Origin of the sequence: Bacillus sp. FSL E2-8900, assembly GCF_037966225.1 — a bacterium.
GTDB classification, from domain to species: Bacteria; Bacillota; Bacilli; order Bacillales; family Bacillaceae_G; genus Bacillus_A; species Bacillus_A cereus.
This window is the reverse complement of sequence record NZ_CP150193.1, coordinates 1,866,511-1,891,319: the sequence shown is the minus strand read 5'-3', so window position 1 is coordinate 1,891,319 and position 24,809 is coordinate 1,866,511. Positions and strand designations below refer to the sequence as shown.

Below are 24,809 nucleotides of genomic sequence, written 5' to 3'. Positions count from 1 at the left end.
AATACTTTGTAAAGTTTAAACAATTAATTTCCCTTTGTCTATATATATAAATAATATTATTATAAAATTTACAAATAGAAAAAACCAAAGGGGCACCCTTTGGTTTTTACATTTTTTTATGTTGTTTAGAAAGTTTTTTCCACTTATCACGCTCTGCTCTGGCAAGGATTGCATCTTGTTTTCTTATAAAATACGCCAGTTCTCTTTGTAATTTTTTATAGCTTTTCAAACGATCTATCGTAATAAGTCCGTTTTCAATTGCACTATACACCGCGCACCCTGGTTCATTCTCATGCTTACAATCACGGAAACGGCATGTTGTCGCAAGTTCTTCAATATCAGAGAATGTTGTTTGAATCGCTTCGCTTCCTTCCCAAAGTTGCAATTCCCTCATACCGGGAGTATCAATTACGAGAGCGCCACTTGGCAATTGAAATAACTCTCGATGCGTTGTCGTATGCCTTCCCCTACTATCCTCCTCACGTATATCTCCCGTTTTTGCTACCTCAATTCCTATTAGCGCATTTAACAAAGTTGACTTTCCTACCCCTGATGACCCAACTAAAGCAATTGTTTTCCCTGAAGAAACGAATTGTTTCAACGAATCAATACCTGTATGCTCTAAACTATCAACAACAAAAATAGGAACACCAATTGCTATAGCTTCCGTTTCTACAATTTTTTGTTCTATATCATTACATATACTACTCTTTGTTAAAACAATAACTGGCATAGCGCCACTTTCATACGCTAATAATAAATAACGTTCCATCCTTCTAACATTAAAATCATGATTAAGTGCATTCACTAAAAATAAATAATCTACATTTGCTGCTATAATCTGTTCTTCTGTTCTTGTTCCAGCCTCTTGTCTTGAGAAAGAGCTTCTTCGCTGGAAAATACGATGAATAATCGCTTTCTTTTCATCTTCTATTTTCTTTATATACACCCAATCACCAACTGCTGGATAATCGCCTTTCGTAACTGCTTCATGCCGAAACTTCCCAGACAGTTCTGCCATATATTCACCATCATTACAAATAATTCGATATATATGCTTATGCTCAAGTAAAATACGCCCTACTTCAAAGTTCTCTACAGCTTGTTCCTCAAAAAAAGAATCCCAGCCATACGATTCTAAAATATTTTGATTCAAATTGATATCCTCCCTAGTGTAAGCTAAGTGGAAGGATAGTGCGCTCACTTATATCGTTTCGCCCTTTCCATCCACCTTTGTATTTGGTTTATTATTCATATAAGTTATTTTCGCCATAATACATCACCCCGTTCTTATTTTAATTACCCTCATTATATGGAATTCTCCTATAAAAAGCTACATCATTTAACGTAATTTTCAAACAACTTGTTTTTGAGCATTCTAATTTGTCCTCGGTGACTAATTTCATCTTCTAGCACATGAAACCAAAGATAGTGCTGGTTATATACTACACCGTTAGGCCACTTTCTTTCTGACATGAGCCACTCATTACCTTGTTCACTTAAATACTTCAGAGATTCTTCTCGAACACTTTGTAGAAGTTGTACATAATACTGTATTTCATGACCACGGATCGCTCTACCCGCTTCCCCTAAATACAGTGCATCTTCCCATATTTCTAATTCTTCTTTTGTAAAGTCACGATTTTGAAATGAAATAAGCTGATGAACTTTTTCAATAGCTGCTATATGCTTTAATAAGGCGCCAATTGAATTTCCGCTGCTCTGCATAATTAAATCTAATTGCTCAACTGATAAATTTTTTACTTCGCCTAATGTTACAGCTCTCGTATGCTCCAGCATGCTTACTAATTCCCCTATATTTTTTGTATAACCATCTACACTTCTTATTCGATAATCTATCTTCATATCACGCACCCCTTTCTGCATTCATATTATTGTAAAAATGATTCATATAATAGACTGAAACCTTTCGAAATTTTCTGTTATAATTAAATTGAATACAAAATATACCCAAACAAACTTTCTCAATATGCTTATATGAAATATTAAAAGGAATCAATATAAAATAATCGAATCTTATTCACTAAAAGGAGTGGATTCGATGGAAATGTATCAATGGCTAACCGCTGTTCTCGTTGGTGGCATTACCGGCTTCGTTTCCCATCTAATCAATAACCAAGGTAAGTTATTGCTTCCACGCCGTTTGAAAACATTTTTTCATTTTGGATTTTTAACTGATATTTTTACTGGTAGCCTAGCCGCACTTCTTGGGCTCGTTTTATTCGATGTCACCGCGATAAAAGAAATTATAAAAGTATCCATTGTAACTGCTATTTCTGGCCAAACTTTCTTACTACATCAAGCTCTTGGTGGCGAACAGGCTAAAAATACGCAAATTGGGAAAGCTGATGAGAAGATTCAAGAAATTGACAAATTATTGCGACGTTAGTGTATACTTTCTTTTAAAATTATTGTTATAATGAGAAATAAATATTTTCTATTGCGTCGTTTGTCAGGAGAAAGGGTGTTTCGTATGACAAAAAAGAAAATAGAAGATTTCTTAACAAACTCCGAAAAAGAGGAACTGCTAGAAAACTATAAATGTTTACGAGAAGCCCGCACAAAAAGCGAAGCTAACTATTTTGGTGAAGCAGTAAACCATCTATTAAATAAAGCAAAACAACGAATTATTAAAGATGCAGGTATACATGATGAAAATGCTGCAACTGTTCAATCAAAGAGAAAAGCACTGTTTTAGCTACATTAGCTAAAACAGTGCTTTTTATTTAGAATTTTTTTCTTTCCATGCTATATTCTCTCCGCCTTTATCTTTCCATTTTTACAGTTTCAAAAGTCATCTAGACCTAAAGATCAACCTAATAATATTAGCCCACGCAAACCATTTTAATAATAGATAAAATAATTGAACTAGTAATGCTACAAACTAAATAAGTTTATTAAATCGCTTCTTTTAAATCTGAATGCGGATTTGGTCCGTATTGATTGTCATTTTCTTCACTTTCAATGATAAAAAATACAAGTAAAACAACGCTACCAAACGGTACAAAATTTAATAGTTGCCACCATCCCGTTTTCCCAATATCATGTAATCGTCGTGCACCAACCGAAAAACTTGGTATAATCATTACTAACATAAATAGCAACGCAATAATAGCAACTAACACCTCTGAAAATGATGATAAAAATAACAGTAGCCAAAAAATTACGATATTGGATAAACTAAAAATCCAGTACTCTTTTCGCGTAGCTCTACCACTAAAATTCCCATAATTCTTTAGAGCTTTCAAATACCATTGCATTTAAACCTCTCCCTTTTATCCCTAATAAAATTAAAATATGTAATTATTAACAGATAAGTAGAAATATAACACAACATTTATGTAAAATCCATATCCCCATCTAAATTGCCCTCTATTTAAATAGTTTTTTCCTTCGGCATTTTTCACATTACTTTCACATCTATTTCACAAATATAAGTAGTCCGATATGCTAAACTAAGTATATCCTTTTCCAAGGAACTATATGCCGATATATAAATCCCTATCTTTATAGGGATTTTTATTTTTTGATTCCTCATAACTTTGTTACAATACATTTCTTCTACTATTTCTATACTTTTAGTAACTACTTTAATTAAAAGCACATTCATGTATTCACACTCTTATTAATTCTGATTTGCGAAATATTTATACAAGCTTTATGATGCAATTCCTGTTTCACTATTTTCAGTAAGTTTTTCACTTTTTCTAAACAAAAATAAAGCTCCTATATATAGTAACGCAGTAAAACTACCTATAAGTATAAAATTGTGAGATACTGCAAATAACATTCCTGCTATTGCCGCACCAATCATTTGACCAATATACATAGAAGCATTTGCAAGCGCGGCTCCTGTTCCTCTTGCTGCACTAGATATGTTTTGTAAGTGCCTCATCATTAATACAAACAAAATTCCTGTCCAAAAAAACAAAGCAAAGAACGATAACTCCACCAATACAATGTTCTTTACATGTGGAAGTAATACATATAGCACTGCTGTAAATATAATTCCACCATAGAAAGAAAGGTTATAACCAATTTTATTTACGATTCTAGGACCAAAAATATTACCAGTTAAATTTCCTAACCCTAATACGAGCATAGCTGTACCTACTTCATGAACTTGTAAGCCAAATTGAATGGAAAGCCATACACCAAAAAATGAAAATGCAGCAAAATTTCCGGTTTGAAAAACAAAGTATGCAAAATAAGAAAGTGAAACCTTTGAATCTGTAAGTAATTGTTTATAACGCTGTAAAATCGCTTTTTTATTTCCACCTATATGAACCGACTGTATTTCTGGTAATACAACATAAATAAGAATGACAAGTAGTGCTGATAATATACCAATGAAATAGAATGGGATTGTATAATGTATCGTTGCTAAATAAGCTCCCAGTGGCAGCCCTAAAATTTGAGAGATTGATAACCCTGCTGTTGCAACCCCAATTGCTTTCACAATTTGCTTCTTCTCTATAAGGAGCGGAATAGATGCCCACACTTGTGGAGATACAAAAGCTGCACTTACACCTGCTAAAAATCTAAATGTTAGCATCCATAAAAAACTCGGTGCAATTCCACACAAAAACGTACTTATTGCAAAAAAACTCATACCTAGTACCATCACTTTTTTTCTGTTTAATCCATCTGATATAGGACCAGCAATAAGCGCAAATCCAGCATACCCTAAAGCATACGAACTCACCATCCATCCTGACAACTCAGTTGAAACATGATACACCTGTTGCAATGTCGGCAACAGTGGTGAAATTAAGAAAGTATCTGTACCGATCATAAACATTATCATAAAAAATACAGCTAGTACTCTGTTCATTTAGACCTTCTCCTTATATAAACAGAGGGTACTCTCCCTCTGTTTAACTAATCTTCTAAAATAGATTGGATTTCTTTCATGACTCTTTCATTCAATGCAACGTCTACCGCTTTCACACTTTCTCTTACCTGCTCTGCCCGCTTTCCACCAGGTATAACAGTATCAATTCCTTCTTTATTTAATAACCATGCTAATGCTAAATGAGACACTTCAATATCATTTTCTTTAGCTAGCCCTTTTAACTTTTCCACTTTCTTAAAGTTACTCTTATATGTATTTTCTTCAAATAGATTTACACTTTGGCGCCAATCGACTTCATTCAATTTTAAATATTCTGTATATTTTCCGCCTAACATTCCAAAAGCAAGAGGTCCATACGGAATAAATGAAATACCCGCTTCTATACAATACGGCAAAAGTTCTTCCTCAGCCGTACGTTCTAACATATTGTACGGTGATTGTACAACATCTATATGACCATGTTGGTTCGCTTCTTTTAATTGTTCTATGTTTACGTTCGATATTCCAATTGAACGGATTTTCCCTTCTTCTTTTAAACGAGTAAGCTCTCCAATTGAATCTATGTAACTTGTTTCAGGGTTTGTAAAATGTAAATAATATAAATCAACATAATCAGTCTGTAATCTTCTTAAGCTATTTTCCACAGCATTTCTTAAATAACTTGGTTCATTGTTAATATAAGTTTCTCCATTTAACAACGGTTGAATTCCACCTTTTGTAGCAAGTATAATCTCATGGCGTTTTCTCTTTAATACCTCTCCTACTAATTCCTCAGATCTACCGACACCATATGAATCTGCTGTATCAAAAAATGTAATCCCTTGCTGAATAGCTTCTTCTACTAATTGCTTTCCTTCTTCTTCATTCACATTAGCATATAAATTATGTCCCCCCTACTGCATTTGTACCTAAACCCAGCCTTGAAATATTTAATCCTGCCTTTTGCAATTTTGTATACTTCATTTTTTCTCCCCCTATATTTCTATCGTTCGAATATATTCGAACAATAGAAATATACCACTTTATATGTTATAGTGCAAATATCTTAACTTATACAAGTAGGTGAAATATGCGTACACTCTATCATCCAAATCGAGAAGAAATTCAATTTTCTTCTGTCTTATATGCACTTAGCGATCAAATTCGTTTACAAATTGTAAATATGTTACTAGAGAAAAATGAACAATCTTGTGGTGCTTTAAACATCCCTGTTGCAAAATCAACTTTATCTCACCATTTCAAAGTTTTACGTGAGTCAGGTGTTATGTACACGCGCCTTGAAGGAACACAACGTTTCATTTCAATTCGTGAAGAAGATTTAAATGCTAGATTCCCAGGTTTATTACAAGTTGTATTACATGCGACAGAGCCATATTAAAAAAACATCTCATATTCATATGAGATGTTTTTTTAATATGGCTATTCTTTTAATAAATCTAATAATCCATTACCTTCGGATGTACGTTCATACCCTAAAGGTACAGTTCTTTTAATAAGTTGTGCATATATTTCCGGCTCTGATAACTTTCGACCGTATTCTTTCTCACACTGTTTAATGAGCAAGGCAAGCGCTCCAGCAACATGCGGCGTCGCCATGGAAGTTCCACTTAACACTGCATATTTCCCATCTGGATACGTAGATAATATTTCATCACCTGGCGCTACTAGATCAATTTCTTGATTTGAATTACTAAAACATGTGATTTTCCGTTCTAAATTGACAGCACCGACTTCAATTACTTCCGAGTAAGCACCTGGGTAATCTAGTTCCTCTGTATTATCATTACAATCTCCATTATTCCCAGCAGCACATACAACGAGAACATCCTGCTTTACCGCCTTTTGAATTGCTTCATGTAATTCTGGAACATCTTGCGGACCACCAAGTGACATTGAAATAATTCTCACTTTCTCTTGATTCGGCCCTCTCCAATTTACAGCATAATGAATTGCCTCAATAATTTGCTCGTAACTTCCAGAACCATCTCCCGCTAAAACTTTTAATACTAACATTTTAGCAAGCGGTGCAACTCCTAATACACCGACACCATTTTCAGTTGCTGCAATCGTCCCCGCGACATGAGTACCATGTCCGTTATTATCAAGATACACATTTGGATCAGCTTCATAATCTTTTGTGAAATTTCTTCCGCCGATAATACGATCTTTTAAATCTATATGATTAGTATCACACCCTGTATCTAATACGGCAACGACTACATCTTGCCCCTTCACACTCTTTTCCCATACTTGCGGAGCGTGAATCAGTTGTACACCTGGTGGAATTTCATTTACTTGTTCTACAACTTTATTTACGATAAATGGAATCAATTGTATACCTTTTTGTTTATTCACTGTACTACTCATCGTAATCCCTCCTGAAAATGTATTATTTTCATTTCAGACCACTTTTGAATACGTGTAAATGTAACATTCGTTTTATTCTTTTTGTTTTCCTTCTTTTCAAATATTTCTCAACATCATTTACTAACTCTATACTACTTTTGTATTTCCCCTATGATTTATAGGAAATAATAGCCTGGGTCATTCAACTAATAACCAAAATAAAAGGACCAATTAATGGTCCTCTTACAGTCTTTTAAAAGAATGATATGTAATTTGAAAAATAATATAAATTAAGACTAAACCTCACTCTTGTTTAAAAACTTTTCTATTTCTTTTACTAAATATTCCGCTCCCTCTATCCCAACAGTAATATTTCCATTTGCTAATGATATGTTCTGCTCTGAAACATCACCTGTGATTTGGCAAGCATTGTAAGGTTGATATTTTTGTAAAATGATTTTATCTGCTTCTACAAAAATTTCAAGCGGTGATTTGATTTGTATTCCCAATACATCGCGTAATTCTTTAGGGATAACAATTCGTCCTAATTCGTCTACTTTTCGAATAACTCCTGTTGCTTTCATATTTCTCCCCCCTTTCTCTCTATTAATTTTTTTCACCTCGCTTTTTCCATTTTATCACTTTTTGGCAATACTTGCCTCTTTTTAGAAAATTTTGTACTCGAGTTAAAAAAACACATTTAATGCATACGTAATCTCTCTTTCAATTGTTTTACATAACGGGATCTTATAAGTAAGAAGTATACAACTTGAATACCTATGAAAATACTTAATACAACTGTATTTTCTTTAAACAATGAGTACTCAAACATTTGCCCTAACGCCGTTAAGGCTACTGCCCCATGTAATGTTGCAACACCAATTGGAACGAAGAATAAAAGCGCCAATCGAATTGTAACTACCTTCGATAATTCCCTGCTTGTCAATCCAACTTTTCGAATCATTTCGAACAAGCGAACATCATCCTCCAAATCGGAGAATAAACGGAAGTAAAGGAAACTTCCTGCGCAAACGAAAAATACTATACCAATAAAGAAACCTACAAATAAAATCGGTCCTGCAATTTGTAAACTTTGGTTTTGCTCGTACTCTTCCGCACTAAACGTTGAATATTCTTGATACGGTTTAATTTGATGCGTAAGCTCTTTACCAATTTCAATCTCATCTTTCGTTCTTTCAGTTTTATACATATAATCTTTTGTCTCTATAAATCCATCTTGTAATGAATCATATTGATCATTAGAGATTACATAAACATTTCCTCTTAATATTTTCCCCAATGAAGATGAAGTAACTTTTTTCACCTTTAAACTTTCATTCATATTAGGTAAAGTAATTTCTTTTCTTTCTTTCATCGCTGGCCCTGGTATATCAGCTGACAAAAATACAACCTCTTTATTTGCTACAGTATTAAATGGTTCTCCCGTTAACTTTGCATATTCCTTATAGTCTAATTCTTTTATAAAAGTGGCGCTTCTTAACGACTGTTCCTCCGTTTTCTTTGTCGAAATATTAGTTTTTGAAGCTGCTATATTATGTTTCTTTAATCCTTTGTCAATCATTTGTATATGTTGTGATTCGTTACTATTCCCTTGCTTAGAATGGTAATGAAACGCAATTGGTCTCTCCATTATCCCTTTCGTCATGGATGCGAAGCCTACTAATGTCCCTATTGCGGAAAATGCTACAGTAGAAATAATGGTTACAATAAAGAACATTCTTGCGTTATCTCTCATACGATACGCTAAATCTGATAACGTAATAATATTAGTCTGTGTCCAATAGAAACGTTTACTTTTTTTACATAATCGAATAATAAAGACACTCAGCTGCTTGTACAAAAAATACGTCCCGATAATAACTACCGTTGTAACAGGAATCATCATAATAAATACCATTGCTCCATGTGATAGAAGAGCTCCTACATAGCCAGCACTAAGCAATACTACTGCTAATATTGAAGAAATGATTGATGCTTTCGGTTCCGGTTTCGCCTCTGCTGATCCTCTAAACAACTTCATAATCTTATTTTTACGAATCATTCCTGCACTAAACAATGATATGATCATAAATAAAATAAAAAACATAATACCCGTTACAACAATTGCTTTCATCGGTATGTAATAGGATAAGGAGATATCTAGTTTCAATATCATCGGAGCGACAAATAGTAATACCCCTGAAAATAACATACCTGAAAGAATACCAAAAATAATTGCCCCTATTCCAATCATAATATTTTCAAAAAAGATCAGACGCTTTAATTGATATTTCGTCATACCTAGCATCATTAAAATTCCTAGTTCACGCTTTCTCGTTTTTAAAAACATTCCCATCGAATATAAAATAAAGAAGAATGTAAATAAGTAAATAATAGACTGTGCAAAAGACATACTTACGAATACGTACTGACCTAATTCTCCTGCACTTAATGCCGGATGAAACGCAAAAAATGAATACACAAAAAAGGCCATAATTGCAAATGCACTACTCAAAAAATAGGCTGAGTATGTCCGTCTATTTCGGGTTACATTCCGATATGCTAGTTCTCTAATGTTCATATTACTTCTCCGCCCTTCTACTATCTATGTTTTTATATTAGTAAAGTGCGGAAATACCTTCCATCGATTCAAATGACAAAAACCTTACATTTTTGAAAGGTTTAAAAAAATTGCTTATACGTAGCACTTTATTTATAATGACTACATTCATATTCATACACACATCCTATTGTATATTCGTTAGTTTTGCGAAATAATAAAGGATAGAAGTATGTACCATTATACATATAAACTTATTTACCGCTTTAATATGAATAGGAGGAAAACATAATGACATTACAAGAACAGATTATGAAAGCATTACATGTTCAGCCTGTAATTGATCCAAAAGTTGAAATTCGTAAACGAGTTGATTTCCTAAAGGATTATGTAAAAAAAACAGGTGCAAAAGGATTTGTACTTGGTATTAGCGGCGGACAAGACTCTACATTAGCAGGACGCTTAGCACAACTTGCAGTTGAAGAAATTCGTAACGAAGGTGGTAATGCAACGTTTATCGCCGTGCGTCTTCCTTATAAAGTACAAAAAGATGAAGATGATGCACAATTAGCATTACAATTCATTCAAGCAGATCAATCTGTTGCATTTGATATTGCTTCAACTGTTGATGCTTTTTCAAATCAATATGAAAACTTATTGGGTGAATCATTAACAGATTTCAATAAAGGTAACGTGAAAGCACGTATCCGTATGGTTACTCAATATGCAATTGGTGGACAAAAAGGGCTACTTGTTATCGGAACAGATCACGCTGCAGAAGCTGTAACAGGGTTCTTTACAAAATTCGGAGATGGTGGTGCAGATTTATTACCATTAACGGGATTAACGAAGCGCCAAGGACGTGCATTATTACAAGAGTTAGGCGCAGACGAGCGACTGTACTTAAAAATGCCAACAGCTGATTTATTAGATGAAAAACCAGGTCAAGCTGATGAAACAGAGTTAGGTATTACTTATAATCAATTAGATGATTATTTAGAAGGTAAAGCAGTTCCAGCTGACGTTGCAGAGAAAATTGAAAAACGTTACACAGTGAGTGAGCATAAAAGACAAGTACCAGCGTCAATGTTTGATGATTGGTGGAAATAAATTAAACATAAAAAAGAAGCTAATCTTCATTTAGCTTCTTTTTTATATGTTAACGATATACCCCTACTCTTTTCTCCAATAAATCTTGCAGGCAATCTTCATGTTGTTTACAAAATAACGGTGGCATGTCGTCTAACGGGAAAAACTTCAAATCCAACGTTTCATCACCATCTACTTTTTTGTCACCTCCAACTATTGAGAATGAAAAGAACATCACAATTGACTGGGCCTTGTCTCCATTTGGATATGATTGAAAATATTTTGTATACACTCCAATAAGCTCATTTATTTCTACATCATACCCGGTTTCTTCTTTTATTTCCCGGATTGCAGTTTCCGCAGCTGATTCTCCTATCTCCATTGCACCACCTGGAAAGCCCCAAGCGTTAAAGTCTCCTCTTTTTTGCAGTAATACTTCTCCTTCTTTATTAAATACACAACCACCGGCAAAGTTTAAGAAAACATAATCATGTCCTACTTTTTCACGTAATTCTTTTATATAATTCGCCATTCTCATTCCCCTTTCATACCTCTTCTATCGCTATTTCTTATCTTTTTCAAGCAATTCAATGATTCGATCTAGCTTCTGGTTCATATTAATCACGTGGTGTTTCTTTGCAGCACTGCTTTGTAATACTCTTCTAATAAACAAAGTAAATGATATGAAAAACAAAACGATAAGTCCGATTACTAAACAAGTATATATCAATGTAAAAATATCGCTTTCGAACAAGTTCATTCCACATTCACATCCTTATCCTTTTATTTTATCACATAATTCTTAATATTCAAAAGTAATCAATCAATCAATAAATAAATAAAAAAAGCACCTTTTACAGGTGCTTTTCCCATTGCTTAATACGTAAATGTAATTGTCGCTAATGAATAACCCGCCAATGCACTATAAGGCGCTACTTGATAAGACACACGCTTTGCACCTTTTGGCCAATTTATTTCATTTAATACTTTCTTTATATCTTGCATCGTCCCATCCATGGACTGCTTATATCGCACTTCTACTTTTTCTGGTTTGGCTGCAAACTGTTGCTGCAACTTTTGCTTAAATTCATTATAATTTTCTGCTCCGTATTCTGCAGATAAGTATTGTAAATTTGTTTCTTTTAACATCTGCTCATATACGACAGTTTTTGAGCTACCAGCTTTTATTTTGTTTGTTAATTCACCAAAATAACTTGTAGTTGCTGCTGGATATTTACTACGATCCCAGTCGTGATCTTTACTTAACTGTTCGTCAGACATGTTAAAATATGAGTAAGTTACACGCCCTGCTTTATCTGGTACTGGATCATCAAATGTAGTATCTAGGTGATACCATTTGTTTTCAATGTTCACTAAATTCCACGCGTGAGCTTGTCCGTTTCCTGCGCCTGTTACAATATGGTTTTGAATACCTGCCTCTTTTAACAACTCATACGTTAATAATGTATATCCTTGGCAAACGGCAGAACGATTCGCTAATGCTTCATATGCTGTATACGCTTGATAAGACGTATCATAAGACACATGCTTAACAACGTAATCGTGAATAGCTTTTACTTTCTCATGCTCATCCATCCCTGGTTTTACAATTGATCCAACAATTGATTTCGCCTGAGCTTTTACATATTGAGTTTGTTCTTTTGATTCACGGTATTTTACTTGCAGTGTAAACGTATAGTCCCCTGGCATTCCTTTAATAGAATATCTAGTAGACGCTACATTATATTTTACATACTCATCAGCATCTACAATTTTATTAAACTCACCATACAATTGATCCATAATATTTCTAGCATTTCTATCTTTTGTTTTATATGTGATTGTAATATTTTCTTCTCGATTATCAATCTGTTTTTTTAATTCTTTTCTGAAATCATCTAATAACTTTACATCTGATTGTGCTGTCACTGTAGTCGGATTTGTAGCTGCATAAGATACAGATGACGCTTGCAAGCCTCCCATTACTATAGTTGAACAAAGTGCGGCAGCTGTCACATACTTACTTGTCTTTCCCATCTTGTCACTCCTTATATTCTATAACTATACGAAAAAGTATCGTATAGTTTCAGAGTATACAATACTTTTTCGTATAGGTCATATGAGATTATGCATATTAACTAATTCACATAAAAAGGTTGTTCTTTTTAAAAGAACAACCTTTTTTCATTAGCATGTTTGTAATACACAGCATGTATTTTCAAAACGTTGATTTTTCAAATCTTCATTACTAATACAGAAATATAGCATACCTAGTTCTCCCCAAACCATATTACAATTTTTATGATCTGAATCAATTTGGAATAAAAGAGTCATTTGCTGCGGGTCTACCCCCATATATTCTCCTGTCTCATATAACACTTCTTCTTGTACAGAGAATGGCTCACCAAACATTTGATGGTTATCGTAGTTATCTGGAATTAGCTCTTCAAGTAATTGCAAGAAACGATCTGAATCAGCCTCATCTTCAATGAAAAGTTCTGGTAATTTGTATGTCAGTTCAAAAGTAATTGCACACTGGTTATATTTCGCTTGTATTTCATTTTCTCTTCGTAATTGCTCTACAGGAACATCATAATAAAGTACACGCCCAGCTTCTGTTAGATTCACATTTTCTTCAAAATAATTTTCAATGCAAAAGAAATACAGCATCCCCGTCTTAGGAAGATTGTGATTCATACCAACGTTTTGTAAATCACTTAAGTTAAATTGCGCGATAAATTGTAGTGGATTTCCTTTATGCTTTGGATATTCAAATAAAGCTGGTAGATCAGGAACTCCTCCCATTTTCGAACTACCTATCGCAACAGTTCCCTGCTGCTTTGGCACAACTTTTATACAAGGAAATACAGTATTAATAAGTTCTTCTTTCAAGTGTGTTAGTTCATATTTATCAATTAATACTTCAATTTTTTTATTCATAAATTCTCCTTACATTTACATACTTATTTATATCATAGTACAAAGATTATACTTCATTCTTTACAAAATCAACAAGCCTCCCAAAAACGGGCTTATCCTTCGTACGCGAACAAGTTTAAAAAAGCATACTATACATTGTTCCTACAAACACGATAGTTCTTTAGTTCTTCCAGTACATTTTCCCCTCGTTCATTTTTATTTTTAATATAAGGAGGAATTCCACATGGGTTACGGATATAGTTGCGGCGGTTACGGTTACGGCGGTAGCTGTGGTGGTTGTGGTTACGGAGGTTTCGCTTTATTAATCGTTTTATTCATCCTTCTAATCATCATCGGAGCTAGCTGTTGGGGCGGCTTTGTAGGCTGCTAGTAAACTTAAAAACCATTGTAAAAAAGCACGTACAATACGTGCTTTTTTGCCATTTCCAAATCTTTTATTTGAAAGGAAGTATGTTTAATGAAGATCGATGGTGTTTTTGAAGGAGGCGGTGTACGCGGTATTGCACATGTTGGAGCAATTTGCGCATTAGCCGAAAAAGGTTATGAATGGGAACGTGTAGCTGGAACATCAGCTGGTGCAATTATCGCGGCACTTGTAGCGGCAGGATATTCTTGTTCAGAGCTAAAAACGATTATAACTGATATCGATTATAACAAATTTACGAAGAAAACCTTTATTGACAAAATCCCCTTTATCGGAAAAGGACTAAGTGCATGGACTACTCTAGGTATATACTCTAATGTATTTATAGAAGAATGGATTGAAGAATTACTTCGAAAAAAAGGTGTTCATTTATTTACTGATTTACCGGATCTAAACAAACTCAAAATCATCGCTTCTGATATTAGTAATGGTAAAATGGTTGTCTTTCCTGACGACTTACCAAACTACGGATTTTTAAATTATCGCTTCTCTATCGCTAAAGCGGTAAGAATGAGTAGTACAATCCCCTTCTTCTTTGAACCCGTAAAATGGAGAACTCCAAAATGGAAGCAGCCTTGTTATATGGTTGATGGAGGAATTCTAAGTAATTATCCAATTTGGATCTTCGATTCACCTACCACTCCTCGCTGGCCGACTTTCGGATTTCATTTTGTAAAAGATGAGATTCAAGCTGATCCTGCTCACTATAACGAGCCTATTTCCATGTTCAAAGGACTATTTAAAACAATGATGCAAGCTCATGATTTACGTCATTTAGATAAGGAATCAAAAGCAAGAACGATTACAATTCCAACAGGAACGATTACAAGTACTAATTTTGAACTGACAAAGGAAGAAAAAGAATGGCTTTACAATTCTGGTTATAACTCTGCTAATAAATTTTTACAAGCTTGGAACTTTAGGCAATATATCGATGAATATAGAAAAGGAAATCAAGACCGAAAGACAAATCGATTTTTTCGTCAACTTGACTCATAATATTATTACTTTGCGTATAAATACGAGAACGTTTAACAACTTAATAATAAATAAGTCTAGTAATTTCTTATATTACTAGACTTATTTATTATTATATAATCTCGTACATTGTTTAAGGATACGTTAACCCTTCGGCTTCCTCTGCAGTAATAACTATGTAACGATTTCCCGTTCTTAATCCTAACAGTTCTGCTTTTTCAATCGCTTCTTGCTTCGTCTCCGCATAAGCAGCTAAATATTTTTCTCCATTGATCATTTGGCAAATTACATATTGTTTCATTACTTTCTCCTCTTACTTTTTCATTAGTTGTGCAAGTTTTTTTATACCTATTTCAATTTCTTCTAACGTTGCGTATGAATACGATAGGCGCAAAAATTGATTTGCACTTCTATCATATAAAGTACCTGGGTTTAATAAAACCTTTTCTTGCAGAGCTTTATCAAATAAACTGCGATATGAAATGGTTACTTTTATATGTACCCATATATAAAATCCCCCTGTTGGTTCATGCCAAGTTGCTATTTCACGAAGATATTTATCTAACATTAGTAACATAAAATCTCTTCGTTTTTTCAATTCACTTCTTACAAAGCGCAAATGCTCATCATATAGACCATTTGTAAACCACTCTGCTGCAATTTGCTGGGATATAGTGCTTGAACCATAATCTGTTTGCATTTTTATGTCTGACAATCTTTGAATTACTGGCTCAGGTCCAACAATCCATCCAATTCTTAACCCTGGACTAATTACTTTGGACATGCTTCCAATATGTAGTACGATTCCGTTTTTATCATAGGCTTTTAAAGGTTTCGAACAAGGTGCATCAAACCATAAGTCTTGATACACTGCGTCCTCTATAATTGGTAATCCAATTTCATTACATATTTCCATCACTTCTATTCGTCTCTTCGCATTCATACTAAAGTTCGTTGGATTATGAAAAGACGGGATTGTATATAAAATAGATGCATTAAATTGCTTCTTATATTTTGTAATATATGATGTATTTAAACCGTTCTCATCCATTGGTATTCCAATGAAACGCATTCCTGCGGATTGAAAAACATTAAGCGAATATAAATAGGATGGTTTTTCTAATAAGATGGATGCCCCTTTTGGAAGAAGCCCCATAGAGATAAGTTGCAGCGCTTGAATTGCTCCTGAAACAATTAATATAGAGTCCGGAGATACACATATACCATGCCCCTTTAAGTATTCGGAAATCTTTTCCCTTAAATAAAAATTTCCTTTCGGCTCTTCATACCCAAGCGTCACATTTGACTTTAAAAGCTTATTCATAATTTCTTTCATCTTTTTCTCAGGTAAGAGACTCGGCGCGAGCTCACCTGTTCCTAATCGAATTACATGTGGATAAAATTCAGCTTGATTAATCTCCTGAATAGCTGGGAGATTCGGATAATGAAGTCCTGTTTCTACATAAGACTGCCAATTAGGCGGAGGTGCGTAAGTTGAAGCATTCTCATTATTATTTACAACAATTGTTCCTTTCCTGCCATTCCCTTCTATGTATCCCTTTGCAACTAGTTCATCGAAAGCCATTACAATTGTGCTTCGATTCACACCAAATGTATGTGCCAAATCTCTTTGTGAAGGTAATTTCGTTCCAACGGTCCATTCTCCATTAACGATCCTTTCTTTTATATACGTTTCTATTTGTTTATACAGAGGAGTCGCTAGAGACATATTCGGTTTCCAAACGAATCTTTCCATTATATCACCTTATATTCTTTTTGGTTGGTAACCTCCCCAACCATATGGATGGATACAAATTTTCATTTCTTCTATACAATATACACTATCATAATGAATTAAAATAGGAGGTAATATGATGAGTGAAGCAATTATTCATGGTATCATTCTTGCATTTGGACTTATCATTCCATTAGGTGTACAAAATGTTTTTGTCTTTAACCAAGGTGCGAGCCAACCAAACATTTGGAGGGCAGCCCCTGTAGTATTAACTGCCTCTATATGTGATACGTTACTCATATTGATTGCAGTGCAAGGTGTCTCCCTTGTACTCCTTACTTTTTCTTGGCTAACTAACTCGTTATATATAATTGGATTTTTCTTTCTCCTATACATGGGCTTTGTTATTTGGAGAAGTAACCCTTCCAACGATGTAAAACAAGAAAAAAGTATGCCCTTAAAAAAGCAAATCCTTTTCGCAGCATCCGTTTCGTTATTAAATCCACATGCTATTTTAGACACAATCGGTGTAATTGGAACAAATTCTATTCAATACATAGGAAGTGAAAAATGGGCTTTCACACTTGCAACTATTATCGTTTCTTGGATTTGGTTTATAAGCTTAGCGTTAGCGGGGAAATTTCTAAAAAGACTAGACTCAACCGGAAAGACAATTTTATTATTAAATAAATTTTCTGGTCTCATCATATGGGGTGTCGCGCTTTATATGTTAAAACAAGTTATTTATTCTTAATGAACGAAAGAGAATTGCATGTTACTCAAAACATCATGCAATTCTCTTACAAATTATGAAGTAGGCTCTGGTTTCGGTTTTACCGTCTTTGCATCCTTTGCTGGTTTAATCCAAATGATTGCTATGACAGCACCAATGGCAGCGAAAATACTTGTCAAATAAAACACTTCATGGTCCGCCCCTTTCATGAAAAAAGAATATAAAGGTGGTCCAGCTGCTACACCGATAAATCGCATTGAACTGTAAAATGACGTAACTGTTCCCCTTTGCTCCTTTTCAATTCCTTGTGTAATGAGGGCATCTAAACATGGGAGTGCCATACCAATCCCTATCCCCATAATAACGAGACAAAGAAGTAGTAAATAAATCCCTTTTATAAATAAAGGAATGATGACTGATGCAGCTGCCATTAAAAAACCAATATAGATACACTTCTTCATAACATTTTGATTATCTCCAATTTTTTTACCGGCCATATATGAACTAAGTGACAGTACAAGTAACGGGATAGCAAGCACACACCCTTTCCATATACCATGAATGTCATACTTTGATTCCAGTATAGTCGACAAATAAAAGAGAATTCCGAATAAAATAAGCATAATAATTGCACCTAATGCAAAAATGGCAATTAACCATCTTCCTTTTTCTCGAAACGTAGACAGAATAGATTTTATAAACTCTTTAAGTGGTGGTACTTCTCCTTCTTGTTTCTTTGCCTTTACTAGAACAAGTAATAAAACAATTGATACTACGCATAAAATTGGAATCGCCCAAAATGGTAAGAACCATACAACGGCAGCAAGAGCAGACCCTAAAATAGGGCTCAGCACTTTCCCAAATGTATTGGATGTTTCTATGATTCCTAAACCTGTACTAACTTGTTTTTCGTCTTTGTATAAATCACCAACACACGGTATAACAACTGGCATTGCACCAGCAGCACCAATACCTTGAATCGCTCTACCAATCAATATCCAATTGTAGGGATTATCAACTTTCCAAGATACCCAACCAGTTATCGCTCCTCCTATAGCTGCAATCAGCAAACTCGGAACCATTACCATCTTTCGTCCCCATCTATCTGATAAATAACCAGCAATCGGTATAAGTAGAATGGCTACGATAGAGTAAATTGTAATAATCATGGATACTTGAAACGATGAAATATGTAATTTCTTTTCAATAGTCGGCAGAATTGGGATGAGCATTGAATTCCCTAATGTCATAACAAGTGGAACTGATGCAAGCGCAATTAAACAACAGTTTTCTTTTTTTAACATGTTGGCTTCGAAACCTTTCATCATATATTTCTTACCATATAATAGCCCCGCTGGAACGTAACTTTTCATTCCACCAGGGCTATTACATCTTTACTACTTCCCATTCACAACAAAAGAAATTGGGGAAATTATAGTATTATTCCTATTCTTTGAATCCAGTTCACAATATATCCATACCAATTAATTGAAAAAAAAAGAAAGGAAGAATCCTTCCTTTCTCCTATAACCTTCTACAATTAGCGAGTATATCCGCCACCAAGTTGTTGTTCTGCCATCGCTACAAGGCGTTTTGTAATTTCACCGCCTACAGAACCGTTTGCACGTGAAGAAGTATCAGCGCCAAGTTGTACACCAAACTCTTGTGCAATTTCATATTTCATTTGATCTAAAGCTGCTTGTGCTCCATGTGATGCTAATTGATTAGAATTACGATTTCTAGCCATTACCAATCACCTCCTTATTTATATATAAATTGTGTTAAATTCAAATTAAAATACATGGAAATTTTTGGTTATTTTTTACCATAAAAAAAGAGCCTCTAAAACGAGACTCTCACATCATTTCACATTACGAAGTTACTACTTCTAATTTTCTATTTATTAATACTTTCATTTCTTCTTTTAATATCTCTTTTGCATTATGTCCAAACCATTCTAAGGAAGCAAAAAGATCCGTACCTCTCACTTCCTGAATAATCTCATCATAATTTACAATACCTTCAAATAACGGAACCATACCAATACGACTTCCTGCTGCAGCATATACATTGTTAGGTTCAAACACATGCAAATAATCCGCTGAAGATATATTCTTAAAATGGTAATGTAGTGTCCACGGCTTTAATCGATGGAAACTGTCTATTGGATCTGCGCCAGACTCCCATATATGAAGAAAATCAAGATTTATTTTTAAATTCGGATGATTTACTTCTTCTAATAGTTCTATAGTAGAAGGCAATGTGTCCGTTAGTGTATTGGGATGTGTTTCTAACAGCACATACATATTGTGCTGAGCAAACACATCACAAATCTTACGTATTCGCTTCACATACTCTTTTCTCTCTTGTTCCGAGAAGTCCTTGCTCCCTTTTTGCCCAGCAAACGTGCGAATTTTATTCGTATTAAACCAATTAGCTAGTACTACAAGTTGTTCACTTTTCTCTATCGTTTTTTCAAAATCTGCTGATAATGATATATCTAAGTAATCACTTATCATCGTAATTTCTAAGTTTTTATCCTTTAGAAAAGTCAATTCTCGTTCTGTCGTTTCGCGTTCTTGTATATACAAATTTTGTGCATGTGTCCCCCACAATTCAATTCCTTCAAAACCGTTTTCATATGCAAATTGAACAATATCAGTAAATGAAATTAATTGATGACGAAATGAAATGGTACATAGCGAATATTTCATAGCATTAAACTCCCCTATCTTAAATTCAGTTAGCTTATTAAAGAGTTGCAACAGATTGATTTGTTTTCATACCTTTCCATGATAGAAACTGTCTCTCTAATTCCTTCTTAATCTGCAGTTCAATTGCATTCATTTCATCCAGTTTTTCAATAATTGATACTAGCATACCTTTATTATTCGTCATTGCCATTTTAATTGCACGATACTGTACATTTGTAAATCCTTGTACAATATCCTCTACCCGATCACACCAATAATCAAATTCTTGCTCCGAATATTGCAACGTTTCACGGAAGTATGCAAAGGCATGCTCATAACTATATTTACGAATTGCAAGTACTGGTATTTGTTTTACTGCTGCTACAAGTCCAGAAAGCGCATATCCTTCTTCCTCATTTGCCATTTTTACAATTAATTTTTTCAGTTCCATAGTCAGTTCATTGTCGTTCTTTTTGAATGTTTCTGTGAAATAACTAGCTACTATTTCTTGCGTTGGCTCCCCAATTCCTTCTATATCAATGAAATACCCTCCACCAAATGGGTTATCTTGAATAGAGTGAAGTACTTTTTCTCTTTCCATATTTCCTTCCCAACGAAAATCTGGATCTAGCATGAACCACTCTTCTTCTTTCTCTGTTTTTGATATCATTAAATAATGTGGAAACGGTTTTTGATGAAATTTATTTTCCCTCTCTGGTAATAGAGACATATCAACCATTACAATGACATAACGATTTTCCGGCTTGTTTTCTACTAATTCTAAAAACGTTTCTACATTGCTATCTTTATCTTTTGCATGATCATACCATTCGTTTACTTTAATACCGTACAATTTTTCAAACCAAAGTAAATAATGATCATGGTTAATGTTTTCAGAGTGATATGAAATAATTCCGCCTTCTGTTATATCAAAATCTCCATCCCATAGTCCAAAATAAAATGGACGAAAATCAATGTCGCTACGCCTTTTTATAATTTCACAAAAACAACTCACTAAACAGTGCACTTTAATTGAAGTCATACTCTCATCCACTTTCCTAAAGGTTAGTTATTCACATTTACTTCCTGTAACGGCTCTAACTCCTCCATAAAATCAAGCAAAGATCCTACAGTAAGAAATGCCTTTGGATCTACCTCATCCTCTGGAACGCATAGCTTTACATCCATTTCTATGTATACAATAAGCTGTAACATCATTACCGAATCTATATATAAATCTTGATTTAAGCGCATCGTTTCTTCTAAATGCGTTACATTTTTCAGTTCCATTTTTTCTATCATAATTTTTAACACGGCATTCTTTAACGCTTCCCGTCTCATGTTGTAACCTCTCCCATCTCTAGTAACTTTCTACTTACTTTTCCAGTTTTATTTTTAGGAATTTCATTTACACTTTCAATTTCATACGGAACTTTATAAGAAGGTAAGTGCTGAATACACCATTCTCTTATTTTCACTGGATCAACATGAGAGATCACTTTCGCTTTAACTATTTCGCCCATCACAGGATGTTTCCCTCGATATACAATTGCCTCTTGCACACCTTCCAATCGAAGCATCGTTTCTTCTACCTCTATAGGAAAGACTTTTAATCCTGAAACATTAATTACATCGTCCATACGCCCCATAAAATGAATGCCACGCTCAGATTTATAACCTAAATCTTTCGTGAAAATTTCCTTATCATTCATTTTCACGACAATTTCTTCCGGTGCATTTTCATCTGAACCTATGCTAATACTTGCATGAGGTAGAGGGTTTCCTAAATCTAAATGGCTTTTCATATCATGACATATACTAATACAACCTGCTTCAGAACAACCGTATTGCTGCATCATATATGTTGTCATTTCTTTTAGTTTATAAAATAGTGCTTCTGGCAAAGGCGATCCTGATGTCATAATTTTATGAAACTGGAACGTTCCTAATGGAAAACTCCCCATAATGTGTAACATAAGTGGTACTGCATATATGATATGTTTTTCTGTATTGCGAACTATATTTAATGCGAATTTAGGATTTTTGTTCGTAATGATTACAGGTTTGCTCCCCCTCGTAATTGCTGATAACGTACCACATATTAGTCCGTATGAATGTGAAACAGGAGCCATAACGATTGGCACTTCATCTACTTCACAGTTTAAAGCTTCATTATAGGCAGTAATTTCTGTATCAACTTCCGTCCATGCTCTACGAATCAGTTTCGGTTCTCCCGTAGTTCCCGAACTATATTGCAATAAAGAAGGCTCTTCTAGTAAAAAGTTCCCTACTTCTAATTTTGTAAAATCGCCATATTCTCCATATAAAACTCCTACACAATTTGCACGCTTTGCCATTTCAATAACCGTTTCTTTTGGCGTATCTTCATGTATAAGTAATACTGATGATTTCTTTTCTTTTAAGAAAAACACAAGCGTAATAATATCGAATGGATCTTTCAGACAAAGTGCAAATCTATTTCCTTCTGCTTCTTGAAATTGTTCCAATTCCTCATAAACTTGTAATCTCAAATTAAAATCACTTTTGCTATACTCTTGTTTATTAACGATTAGCATAATTTCCCCCTGTAACAATTGATTTTTGTTTCATAAGTTTTCTTACTCTATACAATGGATTTGGAACTTCATGAACAAGCGATTCCACATCCATATATAATCGACGTTTCGTTAATTGTTCAGCATAGAATGTAGGTGCATATAATTGAATATTTTTAAATCTACCTTTCAAATGTGGATATATTCTTAAATGATCTTCAATTTCTTCAACAACCATCATCCAAAAATGTTCTTCTTTCAATCCATATTCATCCGCAAGTACGAATGCTAATTCTCCTAAATTAAACAGGAATAGTGCATCTAACACCATCTCTTGCAAACATTCAATGCCATCCATTTCAAAGAAATCATTCATTTTTCCATTCGCATATGTTTTATGCATTTTAGTAAAGTCGGGACATTTGTCAACTTCTTTCAAATATGGACGATAAAACTCAAGCCCTTCATGAAAATCCTTTAACGCAATACGAACAGGCACCCCTTCTTTATGGACTAGAATCATATTTTGTCCATGTGATTCCAGTGCGATGCCATGCTCTACAACAAGATGTATAACTGGTATTATCGCTTTTTGAATAAGTAATTGTAGCCAATCCTTCATTCCATATTTATTCAACCACGCATCAATAATTGGTGTACCATCTTTCTCTTTAGCGTATAAACCATTAAAAGGAATTGCATCCTCTTGTGCATCTAAATACTTATGAACGCTTTCGCGCCAAATACATCCTAATGAACCATATATAGCTTTCTTATTCGTGTCATACGTTACACTTGAAAACTCACTTAACAAGATTAAACGTGCTTCATCCATTAAATAGGCGTCATTACTTACAACATCATTTAACCAATTTGATATTACTGGTGCACTCACAACAGAGTATGGTTTCAGCGTACGAAGTGTTGAAGTGTTGAGTAAATTCATCGATAATTTAACGTACGGTTTCTTTGGACTCGTAATATTTCTTAACGTTCTCATTGACTGTTGCGCGCAATAATCGTCCTCTGATGTTCCTAAATAAATAATAAATTTACCCTGTATATGATCCGCATAATTTGAAATGATGAAATTCTCCCACTGCCATGGGTGAACAGGTATAAACACGTACTGTTTTGGATTACATCCCTTATTACGAATTCGTTCCATAAACTCTTCTAATTTACGATCGCCAATCTCCTCTTTTAAAAGGTTGTTATACATCACTTCATTCTCATAACCTACAGTCGCATAATTCTTATGTGCTGCAATCCATATGAGTTTTATTGGCTGCATAAATTCATAACCATATTGAAAATTGTCACGATATTGAAATCCAACACGTGCTTTATAACTAGGATGGTATGGATGGCCATCTATTAATTGGCTTTCAAACTCATCGTAAGATTTTTGAGTATATTCTCTCTTATTATTTCTTTCATATTGTGCAATCGTATCTTTAAATATTGTTTGTTCTAATTCGTGCATAAAAGAATCTAATTTAGCTTGTTCTACACTAGTAACCCGAAAAACTTCTTCTAGAAATTGCGAGACAGACTGTATTTCTTGCTGTTCATCTTGAACTCTTACTATTAATGAGTCTAACGAAATACGTCCAAATGTCATCCGTTCCCTGCCATAGCATTTGTACGTGACACTTTTGTCTTCTTCATCAAGTCCTTGTATTAGAAAAAGAAGTTGTTCTTCTTTTTCTATGCGAACCGGTGTAATAATCCCCTCATAAATTAACGATTCTACTAATTGACGTAGCACTCTTCTTCGTACTGAAATGTAATCTTCTGATTCGAGCGCCTTCAATACTTTCGTATGATACATGTCCACTCTCATAAAACCCTCCACCTTATGACAAAATACCATTATT

28 protein-coding genes and 1 pseudogene are annotated in these 24,809 nt (G+C 34.2%); 7 read left to right on the top strand and 22 right to left on the bottom strand.

The features are described from left to right. Positions 1 to 106: 106 nt before the first annotated feature. Together rsgA and NST90_RS09775 are read right to left on the bottom strand one after the other, a co-directional pair. On the bottom strand, positions 107 to 1,156 hold the full coding sequence (gene rsgA, locus NST90_RS09780; RefSeq protein ID WP_001073088.1) for a ribosome small subunit-dependent GTPase A: 1,050 nt from the start codon (positions 1,154 to 1,156) through the stop codon (positions 107 to 109). A 182-nt stretch (positions 1,157 to 1,338) separates the two neighbouring features. After that, on the bottom strand, positions 1,339 to 1,866 hold the full coding sequence (locus NST90_RS09775; RefSeq protein ID WP_000687337.1) for a DinB family protein: 528 nt from the start codon (positions 1,864 to 1,866) through the stop codon (positions 1,339 to 1,341). Between the two features lie 196 nt (positions 1,867 to 2,062). On the opposite strand from NST90_RS09775, the gene NST90_RS09770 reads away from it, so the two are divergent. Then, positions 2,063 to 2,410 carry a DUF4257 domain-containing protein gene (locus tag NST90_RS09770; RefSeq protein ID WP_000426317.1) on the top strand — a complete coding sequence of 116 codons (348 nt, stop codon included), beginning with the start codon at positions 2,063 to 2,065 and terminating at the stop codon, positions 2,408 to 2,410. 84 nt (positions 2,411 to 2,494) lie between these two features. Continuing rightward, complete coding sequence (locus NST90_RS09765; RefSeq protein WP_000162602.1) at positions 2,495 to 2,719, top strand: hypothetical protein; 225 nt, start codon at positions 2,495 to 2,497, stop codon at positions 2,717 to 2,719. A 199-nt stretch (positions 2,720 to 2,918) separates the two neighbouring features. Here the strand turns inward: NST90_RS09765 and NST90_RS09760 are convergent, their stop codons facing one another. The 4 genes and pseudogenes from NST90_RS09760 to NST90_RS09745 all read right to left on the bottom strand — a co-directional run bounded on the left by NST90_RS09760 (position 2,919) and on the right by NST90_RS09745 (position 5,839). Continuing rightward, positions 2,919 to 3,281: a DUF805 domain-containing protein gene (locus NST90_RS09760; RefSeq protein WP_001198796.1), complete on the bottom strand. Its 363-nt coding sequence runs from the start codon at positions 3,279 to 3,281 to the stop codon at positions 2,919 to 2,921. A 143-nt stretch (positions 3,282 to 3,424) separates the two neighbouring features. Then, positions 3,425 to 3,631 (bottom strand): hypothetical protein, encoded by a 207-nt coding sequence (locus tag NST90_RS09755; protein ID WP_001101741.1) that lies wholly within the window; start codon positions 3,629 to 3,631, stop codon positions 3,425 to 3,427. 48 nt (positions 3,632 to 3,679) lie between these two features. Next, positions 3,680 to 4,855: an MFS transporter gene (locus NST90_RS09750; protein WP_001082492.1), complete on the bottom strand. Its 1,176-nt coding sequence runs from the start codon at positions 4,853 to 4,855 to the stop codon at positions 3,680 to 3,682. 47 nt (positions 4,856 to 4,902) lie between these two features. Beyond that, positions 4,903 to 5,839, bottom strand: a pseudogene (locus tag NST90_RS09745) (aldo/keto reductase). 106 nt (positions 5,840 to 5,945) lie between these two features. Between NST90_RS09745 and NST90_RS09740 the strand changes: the two are divergent. Beyond that, positions 5,946 to 6,254, top strand: coding sequence for a helix-turn-helix transcriptional regulator (locus NST90_RS09740; protein WP_001259906.1), 309 nt, complete (start codon positions 5,946 to 5,948; stop codon positions 6,252 to 6,254). 41 nt (positions 6,255 to 6,295) lie between these two features. On the opposite strand, the gene NST90_RS09735 is transcribed toward NST90_RS09740, so the two are convergent. The 3 genes from NST90_RS09735 to NST90_RS09725 form a co-directional block, all read right to left on the bottom strand. After that, positions 6,296 to 7,243 (bottom strand): serine protease, encoded by a 948-nt coding sequence (locus NST90_RS09735; protein WP_000099746.1) that lies wholly within the window; start codon positions 7,241 to 7,243, stop codon positions 6,296 to 6,298. Between the two features lie 275 nt (positions 7,244 to 7,518). Further along, a complete protein-coding gene (locus NST90_RS09730; protein WP_000648324.1) occupies positions 7,519 to 7,806 on the bottom strand; it encodes an AbrB/MazE/SpoVT family DNA-binding domain-containing protein in 288 nt (95 codons plus the stop codon). A 116-nt stretch (positions 7,807 to 7,922) separates the two neighbouring features. Next, positions 7,923 to 9,803, bottom strand: a complete 1,881-nt coding sequence (locus NST90_RS09725; protein WP_044306615.1) for an ABC transporter permease — start codon at positions 9,801 to 9,803, stop codon at positions 7,923 to 7,925. Between the two features lie 270 nt (positions 9,804 to 10,073). Here NST90_RS09725 and nadE point away from each other — a divergent pair, with 270 nt between their 5' ends. Further along, positions 10,074 to 10,892, top strand: a complete 819-nt coding sequence (nadE, locus tag NST90_RS09720) for an ammonia-dependent NAD(+) synthetase (protein ID WP_283748206.1) — start codon at positions 10,074 to 10,076, stop codon at positions 10,890 to 10,892. Positions 10,893 to 10,941: 49 nt separating this feature from the next. On the opposite strand, the gene NST90_RS09715 is transcribed toward nadE, so the two are convergent. The 4 genes from NST90_RS09715 to NST90_RS09700 all read right to left on the bottom strand — a co-directional run bounded on the left by NST90_RS09715 (position 10,942) and on the right by NST90_RS09700 (position 13,811). Continuing rightward, positions 10,942 to 11,403: an NUDIX hydrolase gene (locus NST90_RS09715; protein WP_000024999.1), complete on the bottom strand. Its 462-nt coding sequence runs from the start codon at positions 11,401 to 11,403 to the stop codon at positions 10,942 to 10,944. Positions 11,404 to 11,433: 30 nt separating this feature from the next. Beyond that, positions 11,434 to 11,631, bottom strand: a complete 198-nt coding sequence (locus NST90_RS09710) for a DUF4083 domain-containing protein (protein ID WP_001048091.1) — start codon at positions 11,629 to 11,631, stop codon at positions 11,434 to 11,436. Between the two features lie 116 nt (positions 11,632 to 11,747). Further along, positions 11,748 to 12,908: a transglutaminase domain-containing protein gene (locus NST90_RS09705; RefSeq protein ID WP_044306616.1), complete on the bottom strand. Its 1,161-nt coding sequence runs from the start codon at positions 12,906 to 12,908 to the stop codon at positions 11,748 to 11,750. 150 nt (positions 12,909 to 13,058) lie between these two features. After that, positions 13,059 to 13,811: a YwqG family protein gene (locus NST90_RS09700; RefSeq protein WP_001034846.1), complete on the bottom strand. Its 753-nt coding sequence runs from the start codon at positions 13,809 to 13,811 to the stop codon at positions 13,059 to 13,061. 223 nt (positions 13,812 to 14,034) lie between these two features. On the opposite strand from NST90_RS09700, the gene NST90_RS09695 reads away from it, so the two are divergent. After that, positions 14,035 to 14,181, top strand: a complete 147-nt coding sequence (locus NST90_RS09695) for a YjcZ family sporulation protein (RefSeq protein WP_000540425.1) — start codon at positions 14,035 to 14,037, stop codon at positions 14,179 to 14,181. 87 nt (positions 14,182 to 14,268) lie between these two features. Further along, entirely contained in the window at positions 14,269 to 15,234 is a 966-nt protein-coding gene (locus NST90_RS09690) for a patatin-like phospholipase family protein (protein ID WP_000686794.1), read from the top strand. 112 nt (positions 15,235 to 15,346) lie between these two features. Here the strand turns inward: NST90_RS09690 and NST90_RS09685 are convergent, their stop codons facing one another. Together NST90_RS09685 and NST90_RS09680 are read right to left on the bottom strand one after the other, a co-directional pair. Beyond that, positions 15,347 to 15,514, bottom strand: a complete 168-nt coding sequence (locus NST90_RS09685; RefSeq protein WP_000816389.1) for a DUF3933 family protein — start codon at positions 15,512 to 15,514, stop codon at positions 15,347 to 15,349. 12 nt (positions 15,515 to 15,526) lie between these two features. Beyond that, positions 15,527 to 16,969 carry a PLP-dependent aminotransferase family protein gene (locus NST90_RS09680; RefSeq protein WP_000439414.1) on the bottom strand — a complete coding sequence of 481 codons (1,443 nt, stop codon included), beginning with the start codon at positions 16,967 to 16,969 and terminating at the stop codon, positions 15,527 to 15,529. A gap of 118 nt (positions 16,970 to 17,087) precedes the next feature. On the opposite strand from NST90_RS09680, the gene NST90_RS09675 reads away from it, so the two are divergent. Beyond that, positions 17,088 to 17,702, top strand: coding sequence for a LysE/ArgO family amino acid transporter (locus NST90_RS09675; protein WP_001287303.1), 615 nt, complete (start codon positions 17,088 to 17,090; stop codon positions 17,700 to 17,702). Positions 17,703 to 17,755: 53 nt separating this feature from the next. Here NST90_RS09675 and NST90_RS09670 read toward each other — a convergent pair whose 3' ends face one another. The 7 genes from NST90_RS09670 to NST90_RS09640 all read right to left on the bottom strand — a co-directional run bounded on the left by NST90_RS09670 (position 17,756) and on the right by NST90_RS09640 (position 24,775). Beyond that, positions 17,756 to 18,985: an MFS transporter gene (locus NST90_RS09670; RefSeq protein ID WP_044306618.1), complete on the bottom strand. Its 1,230-nt coding sequence runs from the start codon at positions 18,983 to 18,985 to the stop codon at positions 17,756 to 17,758. 236 nt (positions 18,986 to 19,221) lie between these two features. After that, positions 19,222 to 19,428, bottom strand: coding sequence for an alpha/beta-type small acid-soluble spore protein (locus NST90_RS09665; protein WP_000113545.1), 207 nt, complete (start codon positions 19,426 to 19,428; stop codon positions 19,222 to 19,224). Positions 19,429 to 19,552: 124 nt separating this feature from the next. Further along, positions 19,553 to 20,395, bottom strand: a complete 843-nt coding sequence (locus NST90_RS09660) for a sugar phosphate isomerase/epimerase family protein (protein WP_000877670.1) — start codon at positions 20,393 to 20,395, stop codon at positions 19,553 to 19,555. Between the two features lie 37 nt (positions 20,396 to 20,432). Further along, positions 20,433 to 21,416: a DUF6005 family protein gene (locus tag NST90_RS09655; protein WP_000200702.1), complete on the bottom strand. Its 984-nt coding sequence runs from the start codon at positions 21,414 to 21,416 to the stop codon at positions 20,433 to 20,435. Between the two features lie 23 nt (positions 21,417 to 21,439). Next, positions 21,440 to 21,715 (bottom strand): petrobactin biosynthesis protein AsbD, encoded by a 276-nt coding sequence (gene asbD, locus NST90_RS09650; RefSeq protein ID WP_001250560.1) that lies wholly within the window; start codon positions 21,713 to 21,715, stop codon positions 21,440 to 21,442. Next, a complete protein-coding gene (locus tag NST90_RS09645; RefSeq protein ID WP_000909583.1) occupies positions 21,712 to 22,950 on the bottom strand; it encodes an AMP-binding protein in 1,239 nt (412 codons plus the stop codon). Before NST90_RS09645 ends, asbD begins: the two co-directional genes overlap by 4 nt. Next, entirely contained in the window at positions 22,937 to 24,775 is a 1,839-nt protein-coding gene (locus NST90_RS09640) for an IucA/IucC family protein (protein WP_001261828.1), read from the bottom strand. Before NST90_RS09640 ends, NST90_RS09645 begins: the two co-directional genes overlap by 14 nt. Positions 24,776 to 24,809: the final 34 nt, after the last annotated feature.